Annotated in this window: 22 protein-coding genes; 11 read left to right on the top strand and 11 right to left on the bottom strand. The window is 37.6% G+C overall.

Features of this window, described 5'->3' with window-relative positions:
- Positions 1 to 7: 7 nt before the first annotated feature.
- The 5 genes from menB (at position 8) to menC (ending at position 5,740) form a co-directional block, all read left to right on the top strand.
- Positions 8 to 826 carry a 1,4-dihydroxy-2-naphthoyl-CoA synthase gene (menB, locus tag M3175_RS00170; RefSeq protein ID WP_251513294.1) on the top strand — a complete coding sequence of 273 codons (819 nt, stop codon included), beginning with the start codon at positions 8 to 10 and terminating at the stop codon, positions 824 to 826.
- Between the two features lie 132 nt (positions 827 to 958).
- Positions 959 to 2,704: a SulP family inorganic anion transporter gene (locus tag M3175_RS00175; protein ID WP_251513296.1), complete on the top strand. Its 1,746-nt coding sequence runs from the start codon at positions 959 to 961 to the stop codon at positions 2,702 to 2,704.
- A gap of 24 nt (positions 2,705 to 2,728) precedes the next feature.
- The gene (locus M3175_RS00180; protein ID WP_251513321.1) at positions 2,729 to 3,085 is read left to right on the top strand and encodes an ArsR/SmtB family transcription factor; all 357 of its coding nucleotides are present in this window, start codon (positions 2,729 to 2,731) and stop codon (positions 3,083 to 3,085) included.
- Between the two features lie 104 nt (positions 3,086 to 3,189).
- The gene (locus M3175_RS00185; protein ID WP_251513331.1) at positions 3,190 to 4,644 is read left to right on the top strand and encodes an o-succinylbenzoate--CoA ligase; all 1,455 of its coding nucleotides are present in this window, start codon (positions 3,190 to 3,192) and stop codon (positions 4,642 to 4,644) included.
- Positions 4,634 to 5,740, top strand: coding sequence for an o-succinylbenzoate synthase (gene menC / locus M3175_RS00190; protein ID WP_251513332.1), 1,107 nt, complete (start codon positions 4,634 to 4,636; stop codon positions 5,738 to 5,740). Before M3175_RS00185 ends, menC begins: the two co-directional genes overlap by 11 nt.
- A gap of 70 nt (positions 5,741 to 5,810) precedes the next feature.
- Here the strand turns inward: menC and M3175_RS00195 are convergent, their stop codons facing one another.
- The 3 genes from M3175_RS00195 to M3175_RS00205 form a co-directional block, all read right to left on the bottom strand.
- Positions 5,811 to 6,860: a cytochrome d ubiquinol oxidase subunit II gene (locus tag M3175_RS00195; RefSeq protein ID WP_251513333.1), complete on the bottom strand. Its 1,050-nt coding sequence runs from the start codon at positions 6,858 to 6,860 to the stop codon at positions 5,811 to 5,813.
- A 33-nt stretch (positions 6,861 to 6,893) separates the two neighbouring features.
- On the bottom strand, positions 6,894 to 8,255 hold the full coding sequence (locus M3175_RS00200) for a cytochrome ubiquinol oxidase subunit I (protein ID WP_251513334.1): 1,362 nt from the start codon (positions 8,253 to 8,255) through the stop codon (positions 6,894 to 6,896).
- A gap of 160 nt (positions 8,256 to 8,415) precedes the next feature.
- Entirely contained in the window at positions 8,416 to 9,396 is a 981-nt protein-coding gene (locus M3175_RS00205; protein WP_251513336.1) for a metal ABC transporter solute-binding protein, Zn/Mn family, read from the bottom strand.
- A 216-nt stretch (positions 9,397 to 9,612) separates the two neighbouring features.
- On the opposite strand from M3175_RS00205, the gene M3175_RS00210 reads away from it, so the two are divergent.
- Complete coding sequence (locus M3175_RS00210) at positions 9,613 to 10,179, top strand: beta-class carbonic anhydrase (RefSeq protein ID WP_251513337.1); 567 nt, start codon at positions 9,613 to 9,615, stop codon at positions 10,177 to 10,179.
- On the opposite strand, the gene yidD is transcribed toward M3175_RS00210, so the two are convergent.
- The gene (gene yidD / locus M3175_RS00215; protein ID WP_251513339.1) at positions 10,176 to 10,409 is read right to left on the bottom strand and encodes a membrane protein insertion efficiency factor YidD; all 234 of its coding nucleotides are present in this window, start codon (positions 10,407 to 10,409) and stop codon (positions 10,176 to 10,178) included. The two genes, M3175_RS00210 and yidD, sit on opposite strands and share 4 nt — an antisense overlap.
- A gap of 149 nt (positions 10,410 to 10,558) precedes the next feature.
- Between yidD and M3175_RS00220 the strand changes: the two genes are divergently transcribed.
- Positions 10,559 to 11,032 carry an S-ribosylhomocysteine lyase gene (locus M3175_RS00220; RefSeq protein ID WP_251513341.1) on the top strand — a complete coding sequence of 158 codons (474 nt, stop codon included), beginning with the start codon at positions 10,559 to 10,561 and terminating at the stop codon, positions 11,030 to 11,032.
- A 36-nt stretch (positions 11,033 to 11,068) separates the two neighbouring features.
- On the opposite strand, the gene cls is transcribed toward M3175_RS00220, so the two are convergent.
- Both cls and ytzI read right to left on the bottom strand, forming a co-directional pair.
- Positions 11,069 to 12,517 carry a cardiolipin synthase gene (cls, locus tag M3175_RS00225; RefSeq protein WP_251513342.1) on the bottom strand — a complete coding sequence of 483 codons (1,449 nt, stop codon included), beginning with the start codon at positions 12,515 to 12,517 and terminating at the stop codon, positions 11,069 to 11,071.
- Positions 12,518 to 12,527: 10 nt separating this feature from the next.
- Positions 12,528 to 12,686 (bottom strand): YtzI protein, encoded by a 159-nt coding sequence (gene ytzI, locus M3175_RS00230; protein WP_251513344.1) that lies wholly within the window; start codon positions 12,684 to 12,686, stop codon positions 12,528 to 12,530.
- A 148-nt stretch (positions 12,687 to 12,834) separates the two neighbouring features.
- On the opposite strand from ytzI, the gene M3175_RS00235 reads away from it, so the two are divergent.
- Positions 12,835 to 13,281: a Dps family protein gene (locus M3175_RS00235; RefSeq protein ID WP_251513346.1), complete on the top strand. Its 447-nt coding sequence runs from the start codon at positions 12,835 to 12,837 to the stop codon at positions 13,279 to 13,281.
- A gap of 694 nt (positions 13,282 to 13,975) precedes the next feature.
- A complete protein-coding gene (locus tag M3175_RS00240) occupies positions 13,976 to 14,971 on the top strand; it encodes a methyl-accepting chemotaxis protein (protein ID WP_251513348.1) in 996 nt (331 codons plus the stop codon).
- A 71-nt stretch (positions 14,972 to 15,042) separates the two neighbouring features.
- Here M3175_RS00240 and M3175_RS00245 read toward each other — a convergent pair whose 3' ends face one another.
- The gene (locus tag M3175_RS00245; RefSeq protein WP_119709552.1) at positions 15,043 to 15,300 is read right to left on the bottom strand and encodes a DUF6154 family protein; all 258 of its coding nucleotides are present in this window, start codon (positions 15,298 to 15,300) and stop codon (positions 15,043 to 15,045) included.
- Positions 15,301 to 15,466: 166 nt separating this feature from the next.
- On the opposite strand from M3175_RS00245, the gene M3175_RS00250 reads away from it, so the two are divergent.
- On the top strand, positions 15,467 to 15,796 hold the full coding sequence (locus tag M3175_RS00250) for a hydrolase (RefSeq protein ID WP_251513350.1): 330 nt from the start codon (positions 15,467 to 15,469) through the stop codon (positions 15,794 to 15,796).
- Between the two features lie 20 nt (positions 15,797 to 15,816).
- Here M3175_RS00250 and M3175_RS00255 read toward each other — a convergent pair whose 3' ends face one another.
- Positions 15,817 to 16,671 (bottom strand): DUF6612 family protein, encoded by an 855-nt coding sequence (locus M3175_RS00255; protein WP_251513353.1) that lies wholly within the window; start codon positions 16,669 to 16,671, stop codon positions 15,817 to 15,819.
- Between the two features lie 98 nt (positions 16,672 to 16,769).
- Here M3175_RS00255 and ytkD point away from each other — a divergent pair, with 98 nt between their 5' ends.
- Entirely contained in the window at positions 16,770 to 17,240 is a 471-nt protein-coding gene (ytkD, locus tag M3175_RS00260) for an RNA deprotection pyrophosphohydrolase (protein WP_251513356.1), read from the top strand.
- 30 nt (positions 17,241 to 17,270) lie between these two features.
- Here ytkD and M3175_RS00265 read toward each other — a convergent pair whose 3' ends face one another.
- The 3 genes from M3175_RS00265 to M3175_RS00275 are packed head-to-tail and all read right to left on the bottom strand — an operon-like array spanning position 17,271 to position 19,857.
- The gene (locus tag M3175_RS00265; protein WP_251513359.1) at positions 17,271 to 18,077 is read right to left on the bottom strand and encodes an ABC transporter permease; all 807 of its coding nucleotides are present in this window, start codon (positions 18,075 to 18,077) and stop codon (positions 17,271 to 17,273) included.
- Positions 18,070 to 18,834, bottom strand: a complete 765-nt coding sequence (locus M3175_RS00270) for an ABC transporter ATP-binding protein (protein ID WP_251513362.1) — start codon at positions 18,832 to 18,834, stop codon at positions 18,070 to 18,072. The genes M3175_RS00265 and M3175_RS00270 overlap by 8 nt, the downstream gene beginning before the upstream one ends.
- Positions 18,835 to 18,861: 27 nt before the next feature.
- Entirely contained in the window at positions 18,862 to 19,857 is a 996-nt protein-coding gene (locus M3175_RS00275) for an ABC transporter substrate-binding protein (RefSeq protein ID WP_251513363.1), read from the bottom strand.
- Between the last annotated feature and the right edge of the window lie 5 nt (positions 19,858 to 19,862).

Here is a 19,862-nt window from a genome sequence, read left to right on the forward strand (position 1 = left end):
AAACACATTGACAGTTGAATGGGTATCTCAAAGAAATTACGAAGATATTCTGTATGAAACATATAATGGCATTGCAAAGATTACGATCAATCGTCCAGAAGTGCGAAATGCCTTTCGCCCTAAGACAGTAATGGAATTGATTGATGCATTTGCTTATGCACGTGACGACCGCAATGTAGGTGTAATCGTCTTAACAGGAGCTGGAGACCAAGCGTTCTGTTCAGGTGGAGATCAAAAAGTACGAGGACATGGTGGGTACGTTGGAGAAGACGAAATCCCTCGTTTAAACGTTCTTGATCTTCAACGTTTGATTCGTGTTATTCCTAAGCCAGTTGTTGCGATGGTAAAGGGATATGCTATTGGTGGAGGACATGTTTTACATATCGTTTGTGATTTAACCATTGCTGCTGATAATGCGATCTTTGGACAAACGGGTCCTAAAGTGGGTAGCTTTGATGCTGGATATGGCTCCGGCTATTTAGCAAGAATCGTTGGACACAAAAAAGCACGAGAAATTTGGTATTTATGCCGTCAATACAATGCGCAGGAAGCACTTGATATGGGGCTAGTAAATACAGTTGTTCCTCTTGATCAAGTAGAGGCAGAAACAATTCAATGGTGTGAGGAAATGCTTGAAAAGAGCCCAACCGCTCTTCGTTTCTTAAAAGCAGCATTTAATGCAGATACTGATGGTTTAGCTGGAATTCAACAGTTTGCTGGAGATGCAACTCTCCTATATTACACAACGGATGAAGCAAAGGAAGGGCGCGATGCGTTTAAAGAAAAACGCAAGCCAGACTTTGGTCAATTCCCTCGTTTCCCTTGATCGGTTAGAAAGAAGATGCTTGGCTTATAAACAGCCAGGCTCTTTTTTTTGAAAAATATCTTGTAATACAACTTATAATTATTGTATATTCAAATAATCAGATATACAAATAAAAAGATAAGAAGGGTGAACATGTTAAGTGATAAAAGATTTTCTAATTATTCGTTAAGTAGTATTCCAAAGGATGTACTATCTGGTCTTATTGTTGGTGTCATCGCTATTCCACTTGGAATGGCCTTTGCCATTGCTTCAGGAGTAAAACCGGAATATGGTATAGTTTCAACCATTATAGGTGGAATCCTTATCTCCTTGTTAGGAGGATCTAAATTTCAAATAGGGGGTCCAACCGGGGCTTTTATTCCCATTCTATTTGGAATTGTTATGACTTACGGATATGAAAATCTATTAATTGCAGGTTTTTTAGCTGGTATTATGCTCCTTCTTATGGGGATCTTTAAAATCGGCTCACTTATCAAATACATTCCAAGACCCGTAACTATTGGTTTTACATCGGGAATCGCTGTTACTATTTTTTCTGGACAACTGGCAAGTTTTCTCGGACTTGTTGGAATTCAAAAGCATGAAGAATTAATTAGTAATTTACTAGAAATTGTTACACATTTTCATTCAGCGAATCTTTATAGTGTATTAACTGCGGGTGTATGCTTACTAATTATCGTACTTTCACCGAGGTTAGTCCCTAAGGTTCCAGGTCCATTACTGGGCTTGATCATCTCAACCTTGGTAGCAACCTGGTTTTATCCTGGTCAGGTTGCAACGATTGGTTCTGCATACGGTGCAATTCCGAACTCATTACCGCGCATACATTTGCCAAACATAAGTATCGAAATGATCCTTACTCTATTAAAACCTGCCTTTGTTATTGCCATGCTCGGAGGAATAGAATCGTTGCTCTCGGCAGTTGTGGCAGATGGCATGACAAACACCCGTCACAACAGTAACAAAGAATTAATCGGACAAGGAATTGCAAATATGGTTACTCCACTATTCGGAGGCATTCCGGTAACAGGGGCTATTGCAAGAACAGCTACCAATATAAAAAATGGAGCAGTTTCTCCTTTATCTGGAATTATACACGGGGTTGTTGTTTTACTAGTTTTGTTGTTTTTTTCTCCATATGCTACCTATATTCCACTCGCTAGTATGGCACCGATATTAATGGTGGTTGCATGGAATATGAGTGAAAGGAAGGTATTTGCTCATATATTAAAAACAAGATCTACTGACTCCATCGTTCTGGTAGTTACCTTTTTACTAACTGTCTTTGTTAATTTAATGACTGCTGTTGAAATCGGATTGATATTGGCAGCTATCTTATTTACAAAAAGAATGAGTGATGTAGTCACGACTGCGAAAGCATTGCCTAATTTACATCATAAGTATGCAAAAGTAGAAAATCATGTTGTGACGGATACACATGATTGCCCGCAAATTAGCATCTATAATGTAGCAGGTCCCCTCTTTTTTGGGGCAGCTCAAACCTTTGAATTTTCAATCATGGATACGATTCACTATCGACCTAGTATATTATTGTTACGAATGAGTAGGGTGCCTCTTATGGATACAACGGGGGAAGCAAATTTAGCTAGTATTGTGTCTCATTTTTCAAGAAATGGTATAGTTATCATATCAGGTATAAACGAGCAGCCAAAAAATGTATTAATGCGAACGGGTCTATATGACAAAATTGGTCACGAACACTTTTTTGAACATACTGGGGAAGCGATTGAATTTGCGTTAAAACAGGTGGACAAAAATAAGTGTTTAGGGTGTAGACACTTTGCTTTCAGAGAGTGTACCAAACTATCAAAAGCCGAATCTACTGAAGGGAAAGTACTACAGCCTACAGCCTTCTAGTAATGAAACAAGGAAGTGAAATGATTGAATTTAGAGATGCAACAGTTTAAAGCAGAGTTTTTTAAGGCTTTGGCTCATCCGTTAAGAATACGCATTCTAGAATTGTTAGCTGAAGGGGATAAGAACGTAAATGAAATTCAAACCCTCATAGGTAGCGAAGGTTCATCTGTTTCACAGCAATTAACGATATTAAGAGCTAAAAATATTGTGTCAGGGACAAAGGAAGGTAATAAAGTCATTTACACGTTAAAGGATCCGATGATTATCGAACTTTTAGCGGTTGCGCGCCAAATATTTAACAATCATCTTGTCGATACAATAACTATTTTAGACCGTTTCACTGAAAAGGAAGAAGAAGGGAACATCGTGCCGAAGAATTAGATCTTCGGCTTTATTTATGTTGTACTTCAGCATGTACATTGAAAAAAAGAAAACAATTTGATAACGTGAATAGGAAGAGGGTGAAAAAATTGTCAATAGAAGTCATGCCGAATTTTCTTAAAAAAAGAGCATTTTTGACACCTAGTCGAACGGCGTTGGTATATGAAGATAAACGCTACACATTTCAACAGCTATATGTCGAAAGTGTCGATGTAGCAGGTCGAATGCATGCATATGGAATGAAACAGGGGCAATACATTGCATTGTTATTATCGAATCATTCCGAAAGTGTCGTTATATTGTTATCATTACAGCTACTTGGTATTAAAGCAGTTTTGCTTAACACAAGATTAACTACAGAAGAACTGAATTATCAATTGAAGGACTCAGATGCAGCATTTCTAATTACGGAATCATTGTTCGAAGAAAAAGCAAAACAATTAAATGTAAGTGTCGTCCTCAAAAATGAGTTGTTTCAAATATCATATATGGAACCACCTCTTGTTCATGAAGTAGCTTTAGAGGAGGTTTGCACTCTCATGTACACTTCCGGAACGACGGGTTCTCCTAAAGGGGTTATGCAAACGTACGGAAACCATTGGTGGAGTGCAGTTGGCTCAAGCTTAAATCTTGGATTGCAAGAGAGTGATGGCTGGCTATGTGCAGTGCCTCTGTTTCATATTAGTGGGTATTCCATATTAATGAGAAGTGTGATTTATGGAATGAAGATGGTGTTGCATGAGAGCTTTGACGTGGAAAAAACGTTACAAGATATAAAGTCAGAGAAAGTAACAACGATGTCTGTTGTAAGTACAATGCTTTCACGATTACTAGATCACTTGGATAGCCAGTTACCGAGTCATTTTCGCTGTATGCTTTTAGGAGGAGGACCAGCGTCTCTTTCATTATTAGAAAGATGTGTGGAGCTACAAGTTCCAGTTTATCAAACATACGGAATGACCGAAACGGCCTCTCAATTTGTCACTTTATCTCCTGAGTATAGCTTGAGCAAATTAGGTTCGGCAGGAAAGGCACTTTTTCCATCACAGTTACAAATTGTTGATTCTGATGGTTTGGAACAGCAACCGTTAAAATCCGGAGACATCTATGTAAAAGGTCCGAATGTTACGAAAGGGTACTTGAATAAAGAGGGTTCGCACCTAAAGGATGGATGGTTTGCAACAGGAGATATAGGGTTTGTCGATGAAGAAGGGTTCTTATACGTCCAAGATCGCCGTTCTGACTTGATTATCTCAGGTGGAGAAAACATTTATCCTGCGGAAATCGAAGGAGTTTTACAAGGGCATCCTGCTATTCAAGAGGTGGGGGTTATCGGTGTGGAAGATCTGGAATGGGGACAAGTACCGGTAGCCTTTGTTGTTAGGGATTCACCTATTACTGAAGCAGAAATCATACAATATGCTTCATCCAAGTTAGCGAAATATAAGGTTCCTAAAAAGGTCATCATCGTTGACCACCTACCAAGAAATGCGTCTAATAAGCTTTTAAGAAGAAGTTTGAAGGAATGGATTAAAGGCGGAGACACAAATGAAAATTGAGAGAATTAAGCTATCAGTTATCTCCATGAAATTAAAGACTCCATTTACCACTCATTTAGGTACGGTGCACGAACGGGAAGGGATTGTAATAGAGGTGATGGATCGAGAGGGAGTGTCTGGGTTTGGAGAGGTAGTTGCCTTTTCCTCTCCGTGGTATACGGAAGAAACCGTCCAAACCTCCTTACATATGTTAAAAGAGTTTTTTATCCCGCTGATCTTTGACAGTACCATTGAGCATCCAAGTGAGGTTACTCCGCTTTTTAACCGATTCCGGAGAAATTTTATGGCCAAAGCAGGTCTTGAGATGGCTGTTTGGGATCTATATGCAAAGGAAAGAAATCAGTCATTATCAAGCCTGCTTGGAGGGACTCAAAGTGCAATTCCATCCGGAGTGGTGGTTGGGGCCAAGTCGATGAGAGAGACGCTTCTGCAAATTGAAAGAAATCTTGAGAACGGCTATAAGCGTGTGAAGGTAAAAATCTCTCCAAAAAATGATTACGAATATATCCAATCAATTAGAACTCATTTTCCTCATGTTCAATTAATGGCCGATGCAAACTCTGCCTATACATTAAGAGATATCAATCGATTAAAGGCACTTGATGAGTTTGGATTGCTAATGATTGAACAACCGTTAGGGTACGATGATATTGTTGAGCATGCAAAGCTACAATCCGTACTTCAAACACCGATTTGTTTGGATGAGAGTATTGTAACATTTGACGATGCTAAAAAAGCAATAGAGTTAGGGAGTTGCCGGGTAATAAATATAAAAGCTGGCAGAGTAGGTGGGATTCAAACGGTAAAGGACATTCATGATTATTGTTTGGAAAAAGGAGTCCCCGTCTGGTGTGGAGGCGTGTTGGAGTTTGGTATCTCTAGAGCACACAACATCGCTATTGCAACTCTCCCTAATTTTACGATTGCCGGAGATATTTCAGCAAGCAACCGATACTGGGAGGAGGACATTACAACTCCTGAAGTGATGGTCCGTAATGGTATGATTGATGTTCCAAGTGGTCCTGGTATAGGGTTTGAGATGAATCATAAGAGATTGAAAGATGTAATGATCTTTGAGCAAACCTTTACGAAATAATGATTAGAAAAAATCGTGCCAAAGTTGGTTTCACATCAAATTTCGGGCACGATTTTTCCTTGCGCTTTTCTTATGACTTCGTTTCTTCTGGTGGTTTTTGCTGCAGATATCTTTTGTCATTCATAAATAATGTCCAGAAATAAAAGAAACCTGGGAAAAGAATGGCAAAACCTGCTATGTAGGTTGCGAAAATAGCACGGAACGAATTTGGATCTGTAAAGGCGTTCTGAATGGTTACCTCTGGGTAAACAATGTAAGGCAAGTGTGCTTGTCCGTATACAAGACTAGCAAGTAAGTATTGAATAGTAATTGCAATGACAGTAAGGCGAGGCATTCCCTTTGGTCCTCCAGTAACAGAAGGTAAAAACAAACCAAGTCCTCCAATGACAAAAAACACAACCGATGCGATTAGAAAAGCTAAATTATCCATCATTTTTTCGTAAAGCCAAGGTGCTTCTGTTCGGATGGTGAACATAATGAGGACAGCCATTCCCAGAGAGATGGGCCCTAGAATAATGGCATCCCTTCGATATACAGCATATGCCTCATATTCTTCCGCTGTTTTTGAATAGTCTGCAAGCAATAAAGATGATAAAAACAAAGTGGAACTTATTGCGAAGCCAATAAAGGCGTATTCATTGGCACTGGTAAAAAGTTTTATCAGATCAAGGGTTTGACGACCATCTGAAAAATCAATATAGTTCCCATGTGTAATTGGAAGTACGCTGATGAGTAATCCAGGAATGAGAATACCGGTAATTCCAGAGATATATGTTAGTGGTTTTCGATATTCAGATGCAATATTTGAGAAAACGAGAAACGCACTTCGTAAGGCGAGCAAAAGCAAGATCATACTGCCTGGAATAAGCAATACAGTCCCAAGCGTGTATGCTGCAGATGGAAATAAACTGTACACAGCAACAACAAGAGCAACAATAAATGTGTTGGTAACCTCCCATGTGGGGGACAGATATCGGTTAGCTATGTTAGTAGCCTTAGTCTGCGTTCTATTGAAGTAAAGCATAGACCAAAATCCGGCTCCAAAGTCCATGGTTGCCATTACAGCATAGATGAATACAAATCCCCATAATACAGTAATGGCTAGTAATGCATCCGTCATTTATTTTCACTCCTCCATTAAAATGGTGCCTCGTTACGTATTGGATCCATATAGCGGTACACCTTTTTGTTCGGCTCGATGTAAATCATCAGCAACCGTGTTCTTTCTAAAATAATATAAAAGGACAAATACAACAGAAACTCCTAGAATGATGTATACAGATACAAATGCTAGAAATAAGATGCCTAAATTTGTCGCTGTTGTCGCCGAATCGGCCGTTGACAGGACACGATAAATTGTCCAAGGTTGTCTTCCTGTACAAGCAAAAATCCATCCAAATTCAATCGCGAGTACTGCTAAAGGGCCTGAGGCAATAAAGGTCGAAAGAATCCAACGAGGATATTTGTCTTTTTTCAAAAATTTTATCCAAAGTAACGCGAGTAAAGGTAATAAGATTAGTAAAGATCCAATGCCGACCATTCCATTGAAAAGGGTGTGAACAAAAAGCGGTGGCCATTCTTCTTCCGGCCATTCTTTAAGTCCCTTAACGACGGTATCAAAGCTATTTCCTGCTAAAAAGCTAAGTGCCCAAGGAATGTGAATAGCGTACTTAACCTCTTCGGTTTCTCGGTCAGTAAACCCTCCGATAACGAGAGGGGCATGAGATTGAGTTTCAAATAATCCTTCTGCTGCTGCAAGTTTTTCAGGTTGATATTCATGCAAATATTGAGCGGATTCATGTCCGTTTATGGCGGTTAATAGAGAAAATACTCCTCCAACAATGAGACTTAGCGTTAATGCTTTTTTGTGAAAATGGTAGATGCGTGTATTAAATTCAGTGCGCCATAGTTTATAGGCTGATACGGACGCAATTACAAATGCACCTGTTGTATAGGCAGATAAAGCGACATGTCCGGCTGTGACAATAAAGCTCGGGTTAAAAAATGCTGCCCATGGATCAACATCGGTTATGATACCGTTTTCGATTCGAAATCCAGTGGGTGTCCCTTCCCAGGCATGTACATTTGTTATGAGAACAGCAGATGCTAAAGCACCAATCGCTACAAGTACCAAACTTGTGATTCTAGCCCAAGGAGGAATACGTTCAGCGGCATATACATAAATGGACATAAATAGAGCTTCAATAAAGAAAGCATAGATTTCAATTTGGAAGGGAAGGGCCATGACGACACCGATGACTTCCATAAAGCCTGGCCATAATAAAGAAAGTTGAACTCCAGCAATTGTACCTGTTGGGATCCCTACACCAAGAAGTACGGCAAAAGCTTTTGTCCAGCGCTTAGCCATAACTACGTACTCTTGGTCTTTCGTTTTTTGGTACATGAGCTCAGCCGTAAGCATCATAAATGGCAAACCTACTCCGATCGTGGCAAAAATAATATGAAAACCCATAGTAGTTCCGAATAGCGAGCGCGCAATTAGTAAATCATCCATAAAAATCTCCCTTTCAATATACTCACCAAGTTATTCTTTTCTAATTAAAAATAAATATGTAATCTTTTCCTCTATTTACAAGAAATAAGGCAATATCGTGACAGATAATGGATCTAAGAACAGCAAAACCCCCTCGAAAACCGAGGGGGTTGACTTTACACTATTCGTTTAAAGCGGTTTGCAATGCTTCCAAATTATCTTTCATAATGGTAAAATACGTGCGTTCTTCTTTTACATCTTCATCGGTTAAGGTTGATAGATTATGAAGGGTTAATGGTTCTGCCCCAATTTCCTTTTGAACAATTTCAGTTAGCTTTGAGCTTACATTTTGCTCAAAGAAAATATAATGTAGATCATGTTCCTCGGCTTCAGCGATAATATTTTCAAGCTCCTTTTGAGTAGGTTCATTTGTTGAAGCTAAACCAGATACGCTGATTTGCTCAAGCCCGTAACGCTCAGACCAATAACCGAATGCGGCGTGGGACACTAAAAATTCCTTATGTTTTGCTGTGCTTGTTACTTCAGTAAAATCGTCATTTAATTGCTGTAATTCTTTTTCTAGTGCTGCGAAATTTTCTTCGATTTGCTCTTTATCATCTGGTAATTTTTCAAGAAGCTGTTCTTTAATTTCTTCCGCTAAGCTAATGGCGTAAATTGGATCAAGCCATACATGAGGGTCTACATCACCGTGGTTATGTTCATCCTCTTCTTCATGAGCATGCTCTTCTGACGTTTCTTCATGAGCATGTTCTTCTTCAGTTTCTTCGGCATGCTCTTCGAAAGTGATATGTTCAGCAGTGGCTACTAACGTGACGTTTTCATTCTTTAATGCTTTCTCTGCCTTTGAAACGAATCCTTCTAAACCTAAGCCAATGTAAAAGAAAAGGTCAGAATCGGCAAGATCAATCATATCCTTTTGAGATGGCTCATAAGAGTGTTCATCTGCACCATTAGGATAAATGGATTGGACATTTACTAAATCTCCACCAATACGTTCTGTGAAGTACTGTAATGGATAAACGGTTGTATAGATTGATAGTTTATCGTCTTCTTGGCTACTTTCCGCTGTATCTCCCTGACAACCTGCTAAAAATGTGGCAATGAGTATCATAAAAACGAATGCTGTATATTTACGAAACATACTTACTCTCCTCTCGATTATAAATAAAACGTAATTATTTCGATTTAAAGTATATAAGAATAGATGGAGTTTGGTATTTTAATAGATAATCCGAAACGGTTACGATTTACATTAGTTATATTACCTAATTGTAGAGAATTATGCAACCATAAAAATTGTCTAGTTTTGCAATTATCTTGTATTATAGTCATAAGTACAAAAAAGGGGGTAACCAGGATGAGACTGTTAGATGAGATTTTACAATATAATCAGGAGTTTGTTTCCGAAAAACGGTATGAGGAATTTACAACAACAAAATTTCCGAACAAACGACTTGTTATTTTAACATGTATGGACACAAGATTATTAGAGCTATTACCAAAAGCAATGAACGTGTCCAATGGGGATGTAAAGATTGTTAAAAATGCTGGTGCACTAGTTATGCATCCGTTTGGAAGTATTATGAGAAGTTTACTTGTTGCGGTGTATCAGTTGCAAGCAGACGAAATCCTAGTTATTGGTCATTATGATTGTGGAATGAGTGGAATGAAGGCTGATGTAGTGATCGAAAGCATGAAAGAGCGGGGAATCACGCAAGAGACGCTTGATATGCTTAACTACTCTGGCATTAACGTCTCTGAATGGATGCATGGATTTGACAATGTGTCTGATAGCGTAAAGCATAGTGTGGACATGATTAAGAAGCATCCTCTTCTTCCAAAAGGAGTTCCTGTACATGGACTTGTCATTGACCCTGCAACAGGTAGATTAGACGCTGTCGAAAATGGGTATGAGAACATCTAGTTCTTTCTTTCCTTTTTTTCAGGAACATAATCAAACCCACCTGGATGAAAAGGATGACATTTTAATAATCGCTTGATGGTTAGGTATCCACCTTTTATCGGTCCAAATCTTTCGATGGCCTCTAAACCATAGTGTGAGCATGTTGGATAGAAGCGGCAACTTGGCGGCTTGAGCGGAGATATGGCAACTTGGTAGAAACGGATAAAGGCAATCATCGCCTTTTTTAACATGTAAATCTCTCACTTTCCTCTTCCTATTTACGAACAACATAACATAGATAGGGAAATTAGTCTAAAAAATGGTATGTGGGTATGTAGAGATAATGCGTAATAATTGTTGTATACTGATAAAAGAAATTGAATGATTAGGAGTGGAGTATATGCCTTCTGTAGAAAGCTTTGAATTAGATCATAATGCAGTGAAAGCCCCGTATGTAAGACATTGTGGAGTACATAAAGTGGGAACTGATGGAGTTGTTAATAAATTTGATATTCGATTCTGTCAGCCGAATAAGCAAGCTATGAAGCCAGATGTTATTCATACACTGGAACACTTATTAGCATTTAATCTTCGTGAGCATGCTGAAAAATACAGCCATTTTGATATTATTGATATCTCTCCAATGGGATGTCAAACAGGCTATTACCTAGTGGTGAGTGGGGAGCCTTCGGTAGAAGAAATTATTGATCTATTAGAGGATACGATGAAATCAGCGGTGGAAATCGTTGAGATTCCTGCAGCTAATGAAACACAATGTGGGCAAGCGAAGCTTCATGACCTTGAGGGAGCTAAACGATTAATGCGTTTTTGGCTTGAACAATCAAAAGAAGATTTGAAACAGGTATTTGCATAAAAATTTAGCCGAGCATTTTTTTTGCTCGGCTTTTTTTTATAAGATAGGAGATAACAGTCTTGATACAGATTCTTTTAGACGAATCTTCAGTGGTCTTTTCATATAATTTTCAAGAGTAAGCTCTGTTGAGGATTTCATATCCTCTGAAAATTGATCCATTAGTATGCTGGAAAATTCTCGATTATAGATAAATGCATTTACTTCAAAATTCAGTCGGAAGCTTCGCACATCAATATTAGCTGTCCCAACAGAAGCAATTTCATTATCCACGACAATAGATTTCGAATGGATAAATCCTTTTTCATAAATATAAATTTTTGCCCCAGCCTTCAGCATTTCTCCAACATAAAAATAGGTAGCCCAATAAACAAACATATGATCTGGCTTATTTGGGATCATAATTTTAACATCGACTCCACATAAAGAAGCGATTCTTAATGCGTCTAAAAGGCTCGTGTCAGGAATAAAGTATGGTGTTTGAATAAAAATGGTTTCTTTTGCTAAAGAAATCATTTTTATATATCCGTTTTTTATTTGTTCCCACTCTGAGTCAGGTCCGCTTGTTACAATTTGTAGGCCCACATCCCCACTATTTCTTAGTTGTTGAAAGTATCGAGGGGAATAGTTAATATCGTGACGGTAGGAAGCTTGATTCCAATCGAGAATAAACCTAGTTTGTATAGGGTGCACAGCTTCACCGACAATCCGAACATGTGTATCACGCCAGTATCCGAATCTTTTATTTAATCCTAAATATTCATCTCCCACATTGAATCCGCCCACATAACCGATTGTCCCATCAATGATCGCAAGCTTACGATGATTACGATAATTTAATCGCAAATTGATTAAAGGAAGTTTTGAAGGGAAGAAGGCTTCTACCTCTCCTCCAGCTCGACGCAACTCCTTGAAAAAAGACTTTCTTAATGATCGAGACCCTAGCTCATCGTAAAGAACTCGAACCTTTACTCCAGCTCGTGCCTTTTGTGATAATACGTTCATTAACCTTCTGCCGAGTTCGTCGTTTTTGATGATATAGTATTGCAAATGAATATGATCTCGAGCTTGTTCTATGTCATGAAAGAGTGAGTGGAATTTTTCTTTACCATCAGTAAAGATTTGAATGTCGTTATTTCGAGAAAACATGGCAGCATTATTAATTAAATGCATATGAATGAGGTCTCGACTTTTTTCCTCGGTTGAATTTTGGAAAGGAAAGCTTCTTTGATTCAATTGTGAAATCTGCTCTTCGATTAAAGGCTCTATTCCTACTTTGTCACGATCTTCCCAATAAAACATTTTCTTTCTGCTCAAATTCTGTCCAAATAGTAAATACATAATAAAACCGAGTACAGGAATGAAAAATAGTACTAAAATCCAAGCCCAGGTGGCACTAGGATCTCTTCTTTCTAAAAAAATGACAATGATAGCAAGTAAAATGTTTAGGAAGAAAATAATTCCAACAAAAATAGAAAGTATATTCACTAAGATACCCTCACTCTTCTTTTTTTTGATCGATTTCTTTATGTATATTTGGGTTATCCTCAAGTGAATCAACGGTATGTTTATATGAATAGGCCTTTGAAGTTGTGACAACCGATAATAGTAAAACAATACCTACAATTATGAGACAAATAATTAGAACAGTTATCATATTATTCCTCCTTTCTCCCATTCTATTTTAGCATGTGTGATTAAGAACTTTAATTATTTGTCACTTAGCAAAACGTTTTATCTTGTCCATTCTGGGTAATATAACAATGGGAGTAATGGCATGAATAAAAATGGTAGGAGGAGATCATATGGATAATAAACTGCATGATGTGTTGAATAGCCAAATCTCTAACTGGAGCGTGTTATTTGTCAAGCTACATAATTTTCACTGGTATATAAAAGGGAAAGACTTTTTTACACTGCATACAAAATTTGAGGAGTTTTATAATGAAGCCGCTATTCATATTGACGAATTAGCAGAAAGACTTCTATCCATAGGTGGAGAGCCTATTGCTACTATGAAGGAGTACTTAGAGAAATCGAGTATCAAGGAATCTACAGGTAGTGAAACAGCGATTGAAATGGTTCAAAGCCTATCAAATGATTTTTCATTGTTAATTGAAGAACTAAAAAGTGGAATGTCACTAGCGGAAGAGATGAACGATGAAGCAACAGGTGACATGTTCCTAGCCATTCATTCAACACTAGAAAAACATGTATGGATGTTAAAAGCGTACCTAGGTGAATCAGTATAATTGTAAAAACAACTCTTGAACAGGAACGGGTTCAGATAACTATCACTTTTTATATAAATTTGAAAATCTCCTTATATTTGTATACATTTTGTCCTGCGAAATGCAGGGCTTTTTGTTGTGTAAGAATATTACAAAGTGCCACCTAATGTATAATGCATGTTAAGCCAAGGAACTGTTATAAAACTGATGTTGGATTTCACTGTGCTTGAAAAATAACCGGAAAAATTCCGTTTAAATTGGGAAATACCCATATTTCCTTAAGAATAAGCGGAGTTTTTCCGCTTATGTGATCCAAATCTTTGAATTTTGGCTTATTAAGAGCAGTTAACCGGAATTCCTCCGCTTATTTCTGCTTCTTAAGCGTCCTCTATATACATTAGCCGGAAATTCTCCGCCTATTCATTCTTTTACCTATACGAAATCATCAATGAATAACTACAGAGCCAAAGTCAAAAGAATCAATAAAAAATGGAACATCAAATTCACATACAAATGAATGGTCATTTTAATATACATTTTGGATTTTTGTAATAGGTAAGAGAACCCGTAACTTGAACATGGTACAAAAGATTCAATAATTTTAAAAATTTCCTATTCTCTAAATCGACAATATTTTCGAAATTGTGATATTATTTATCATATCATGTCATAAAACATAACATTGAGGTTCGGTTTGAGAGGAGAATGAGTGGTTATGGTTAGTACTCAAGAGAAAAATTTAAATGTATCCGTGCTGATGGATGAGTTAAAGCAGGAAAATAGTAAGATGGAAGGGGTCATGCAAAATATTAAAGACATTTCCATGAAATCCAATATATTAGCGTTAAATTCAGGAATTGAGGCAGCAAGAGCGGGAGAGGCAGGACGAGCATTTTCAGTCGTTGCGAAGGAAATTAAAAAGTTTGCTCAAGATTGCTTAGATTCTAGCAAAGCAAGTGAGAGCATTATCAAAAGTATACAAACAAAAGCAAATAATATTATTGCTTTACGAACGGTGGATATTGCCTATGATACGATTGATAAAATCGATCGGAATTTATTTGAAAGAAATTGTGATGTTCAGGCATGGGCAACCTTCGATGCGATAAAAGAATGTTTAATTCAGCCTACCTCTGCTTCAAAAAAGACAGCGGAAGCATTCATGAAAAATATTTATAAGATTTATGAAGTATATTTCGATTTGTTCGTTGTTGATTTATCCGGAGAAATTCTGGTTGCTGCACAAAATCAAAGCCAAGTAGGACGGAATATGAGTGACCGGGATTGGTTTCAAGAAACGGTAAAAACAAACGATGTGTTTGTCACAGATATGTACTATTCTTCAGTTGTTGAAGGGTACACAATGGGATATTCCTGTCCTGTTCGAAATGATGCGGGAGAAGTCATAGGTGTATTTACTACCCGATTTAACTGGGAGTACATATACGACATTATTGACCGTGTTCAAACAGATGAAAAAAGTAAGCTCTATGCAATCAATTCAGAAGGTTATGTTATAGCTTCTAAGGACCGTACCGAAATTTTAAAAACAAAGCTCACTCATTTAAAAGCTGTCCAGAATATTTTATCAGGAAGAGAGACGCGAGGGTATACGATTGAGGATAATCAAATTTTCGCATACTCGTTAACGGAAGGATATAATGCCTATAAAGGTAAAGGTTGGTCAGTTATTGTTGCAGAATCTATATAAAGTAAAATAAAGGAAGCTGACTAATGTTAGTCAGCTTCTGTATATGTGCTTTCGTTTTCTTCTATGTACCGTTAGTGAAAGTTCCGTTGTTGGAAGTTAGGGATTTTTCGTTGGCCGTATTCTTCTTGAGCAAATTTCCCTTTCAATCCTTCAATTAGATAGACACCAACTAAATCGTACAATTCCTGCTTATCAAGATCTTTAATGATATTAAGTAAATCCTCTTGCGTTAACTCCTCTAAAAAGGCAAAAGCAAGCATATCAATATCTTCTTCATCTCCAGTTAACTTGTGCCGATAAAACTCATATATTTCATCTACAAGCTTCACGTTCTTCACCTCCCTTATTTTTTATTATAAAGGTATTGTTATCATTATACTTCAGCAATACCCGTAAATATGTAAACTATTCTTTAATTTTCTTCAATAAGGTGTTGGGAAAAAGGGAATAAATCATTTCCTTGTGCTAATTATAATAAAAAAGGGAGTGTGGGTCATGGATAATGAGAAAAAGACTTACTATATAACGGTAAGTACTGGAGAAATCACACAAAGCAAGACGAGTTCTCCTTGGAATTTTAAAATTGAAGCCACAGATGAAGAAATCATTCAGCTTCGTGAATATTTTGATCAAAATCATGCAAACGACTGGGAAAACTTTTTTCGTGCACATGTTCCATATGTTCAATATCATCATGACAGACAAAATGATGCCTATGATTCTGTTACGGTTCAAGTGTATAACATGATTTATAATCTTGGGGACGACGAAGCTAAAAAGCATATTGAGTCTATGGGCATATTAAACAACAAACCGCTTACGTAATTCGAAAGCGGTTTGTCTATTTACATTTCCATTTCTGTAGCAGTTTCTAATACTTCTTTTGGAATGGTAATTGTATTAACTTCGTTAAACTTGTTGTATGTTCCTTTCATGTCTTGAATCATGTGTACAGTTTCACCTTCTGCTGAGATTTCCATATCCATGTACACATCGGTTTTAACAGGATAAAACGTTTCTTTATCAATATGGTATACAAATTTAGCGTCATTAATTTTCATCGCATCAAAAATGGCAGGGTCAGCAGTCAGCTCAGCGGGCATTCCTTCCATCGCTGTCTCTTTGATCAATTCACTAAGATCTTCCCCAGAAGCATGTAGAGTTAAGATGTAATTCTTATTATCTTGTTCGAAAGAAAATTCATTAACATATTCCTTTAGATTTTTTAGTTCTTCTGCAGGATTTGTTTGTTGATCAGATAGTTGTAGCAATTGATCAGACATCTCACTTGGGAACTTCATCCAAGTATTGGTGGTTGGATCTGAAATAAACATTCCATCCTTTGAAAAGTATGCTTCTGTTGCAAAGCTTTCAGAAGTACCTCCCATTGTCATGTTCATTTTTTGGTAAAACGCCATTGGTTCTGTAACAACATCCATCGTAATGGAAGATTCAATCTTCATCGCTTCTTCTTGTGCTACAGTTATCTCTTGGCTAAGATCCATGTCGACAGTGAAACTTTGTAATTCCTCAGAGGCTTTTAATGACTTCTCAAATACTTGTTCAAGAGTTAAATCTGAATTTGTTTCTTTGCTGCTACTGTCTTTTTCATTATTTCCTGTTGGTGTGGCTGTTTGTGAACAGGCTGCTAGTAATAATACTAGTAATAAGGTACCGAATGGTTTCAAGAACTTTTTCATTTTATCCCCCCTAAATCTCTTCGACATATATACGATTGGAAAAACAATTGGTTTCAGCTATTATGTAAATAAATAGAAAAATTAAGGGTGAAGGGTTCATGGAAATGTTTAGGGACCATTTGGGAGCACAAGTGTTGCTTTCATTTGGAGAAAATAAGTTTGGCACTGTTGTTAAACATGTTCTTATTCTAAGTAAATTTAAAAATGGATGGGTGCTGACTAAGCATAAGAAAAGAGGTTTGGAATTTCCTGGTGGGAAAGTGGAACGTGGGGAAACGTTAGAGGAAGCTGCAACCCGAGAAGTATTTGAAGAAACAGGCGGAGTGTTAAATAAGTTAATAAAAATTGGTCATTATGAAGTTCGTAACAAGGATGAGAGATTTGTTAAAGCCATCTTCTTCGGAGAAATAAAGGAATTGATAAGGAAAGATGACTTTCTAGAAACGGACGGGCCAGTGTTCATTGATGATCCACACCTAAGTGATCGATTGAGTGGTGAATATAGTTTTATTATGAAGGATTCAGTGGTTGAAAAGAGTTTACATTACATACAAACACATTTGTTGTAAAAAAGAGGCAAGGATGATCCTTCGCCTCTTTTAGTTGCTTTTAATCAATTTTCTCTCTAACAGTTCAACCAACTGGTACATAATTGTCGCGAATATGGCAATGACCAATAAGGAGAGCAGTACAAGAGTGAAATTAAATACTTGAAAACCATAAATTATCATGTAACCCAATCCTTTGGACGAAACAAGGAATTCTCCAACAATGACTCCAACCCATGAGAGTCCAACATTCACCTTCAGTGTTGAAATGATCGTAGGAAAACAAGCTGGAAGTATGGCCTCTTTAAAGCATTGAGATCTTGTGGCACCAAATGTTTGGAGTACCTTAATATAATTGGGATCCACTTCTTTAAAGGCAGTATAAACGACAATGGTCGTGATGATGACCGAGATGATTGCACCCATCGCAATAATAGAAGTCATACTCGGACCGAGTGCAACGATTAAAATTGGACCTAAGGCTACCTTTGGCATAGCATTTAAAATCACTAAATAGGGGTCAAGTACCTTTGACAGGAAGGGTGACCACCAGAGTATAGCAGCAAGAATGGTTCCAAGAAGCGTTCCTAAAATAAAACCAAGAACGGTTTCTGATAAGGTGTAGCCAAGGTCGACCATTAGTGTGCCGTCTTGGATTTTTCTAATGAAAAGATTCCATACTTTTGAAGGTGCACTAAAGATTAACGGATCAATCCATTGTTTCTTGCTCGCAATCTCCCAACCTAGGAAAAATACAAAGAAGATGACAAATTGGTAAAAACGGACCCATCTCTTCTCATAGGTGAGCTTTTTAATATAATTTTTATGAAGGAGTTCCGTTGATTGCTTATTATTCAAGGGATTCCAACTCCTTCCATATTTCTTGAAATAGGTGAGTATAATTTTCGTGATTTCTAGCTTGAAAAGGTGAGAGTTCTCTTAACTCCTTTGGAACCTTAAATGACTTGTGAATTTGCCCAGGACGAGCAGAAAATAAATAAATTCGATCACTCATGGCGATTGCTTCTCCAATATCATGTGTGACGAGGATAGCGGTTTTTCCGAAGGATTTCAATGTCTCAGACACAAGATCCTCGAGTCGAAGCTTTGTTTGATAATCTAATGCAGAAAATGGTTCATCTAGCATTAGTAGCTTCGGTTCTGTTACTAAAGTTCTAACTAGTGCAACCCTTTGTCTCATTCCACCAGAGAGTTGCTTCGGATATTGTTTTTCATAACCCTTTAATCCCATTTCTTCAAGAAGAGAATAGGCATATTCTTTCTTAGCACTGTCTTCATTTCCAAAAATCTTTAAACCTAGCAATATATTTTCCTCGATGGTTTTCCAAGGAAATAAATAATCTTGCTGTAGCATATAACCGATCTTTTTCTTAGATTTGTTAACAGATTGATTCTCAAGCAGGATGGTACCCTCAGTTGGTTGAAATAATCCCGCTATAATTGATAGTAGGGTTGTTTTTCCGCATCCGCTCGGACCAAGGAAGGAAATGAATTCTCCTTCCTTGACTTCGAGTGAAATGTCGGAGAGGGCCGTTGTAGCAGAGGTCTTAGTAAAATACGTGTGATGAATATGTTCTAGCTTCAAAAAGCTCATAGTCGGCCACCTCGAAATTTAGTGATTTTATTTCATTACTTCTTCAGCAATTACGGTATTAACAAGAACACTGTGATCCACTCTCTTAGGTAACTCTCCTGCTTCATCCATAATATTTTGAAGGTTTTCCCACTCTGCTTCATCAAGTACTGGATTGGTTGCGTAAGAGCCCTGGCTCTTGTATCGGTCAACCACCGTCTCAATTAAGGTTAAGTCGGTATCTTCGAAGTAAGGAGAAATCGCTTCAGCGATATCCTTTGCAGAATTTTCTGCAACCCATTTTTGTGCTTTATAAATAGCTTTTGCGAATTTTTCAACGGTTTCTTTGTTTTCCATCATATAGCTTTCTTTTGACATAAATGTTGTATAAGGTACCATGCCTGACTCTGTTCCGAATGAGGCGACAATATGCCCTCTTCCTTCCTGTTCAAACACACTCGCAGTTGGTTCGAAAAGTTGAACAAAGTCGCCCGTTCCAGAAGCAAAGGCACTGGAAATATTGGCAAAATCAATATTTTGGATTAGGTTCAGGTCGTTATGTGGATCAATCCCGTGCTGTTTTAGAACGAACTCCCCAACCATTTGTGGCATACCACCTTTTCTTTGACCTAAAAAGGTGGATCCCTTCAACATATCCCAAGAAAAATTATCAATTTTTTCGCGAGATACAAGGAAAGTACCATCTGTTTGTGTGAGCTGTGCAAAATTGATGACTGGGTCATTGGCTTCTTGAGCATAAACGTAAATAGATGTTTCAGAACCAACGAGAGCAACATCAATACTATTGGATAACAAGGCAGTCATTGTCTTGTCTCCACCTGAGGTAGTTGTTAGCTCAACATCTAATCCTTCTTCTTTAAAAAAACCTTTTTCAATGGCAACATATTCAGGTGCATAGAAAATGGAACGCGTTACTTCACCAATACGTACTTTTTGAACTTCTTCCTTGCTACAGGCAGCAATCGGTATAATGAGAATGACGACTAATAACATGGAAAAGAAAATCTTAAATGACTTTTTCATTTTAT

Origin of the sequence: Robertmurraya korlensis, from assembly GCF_023715225.1 — a bacterium.
In the GTDB taxonomy this organism is placed as follows: Bacteria; Bacillota; Bacilli; order Bacillales; family Cytobacillaceae; genus Robertmurraya_A.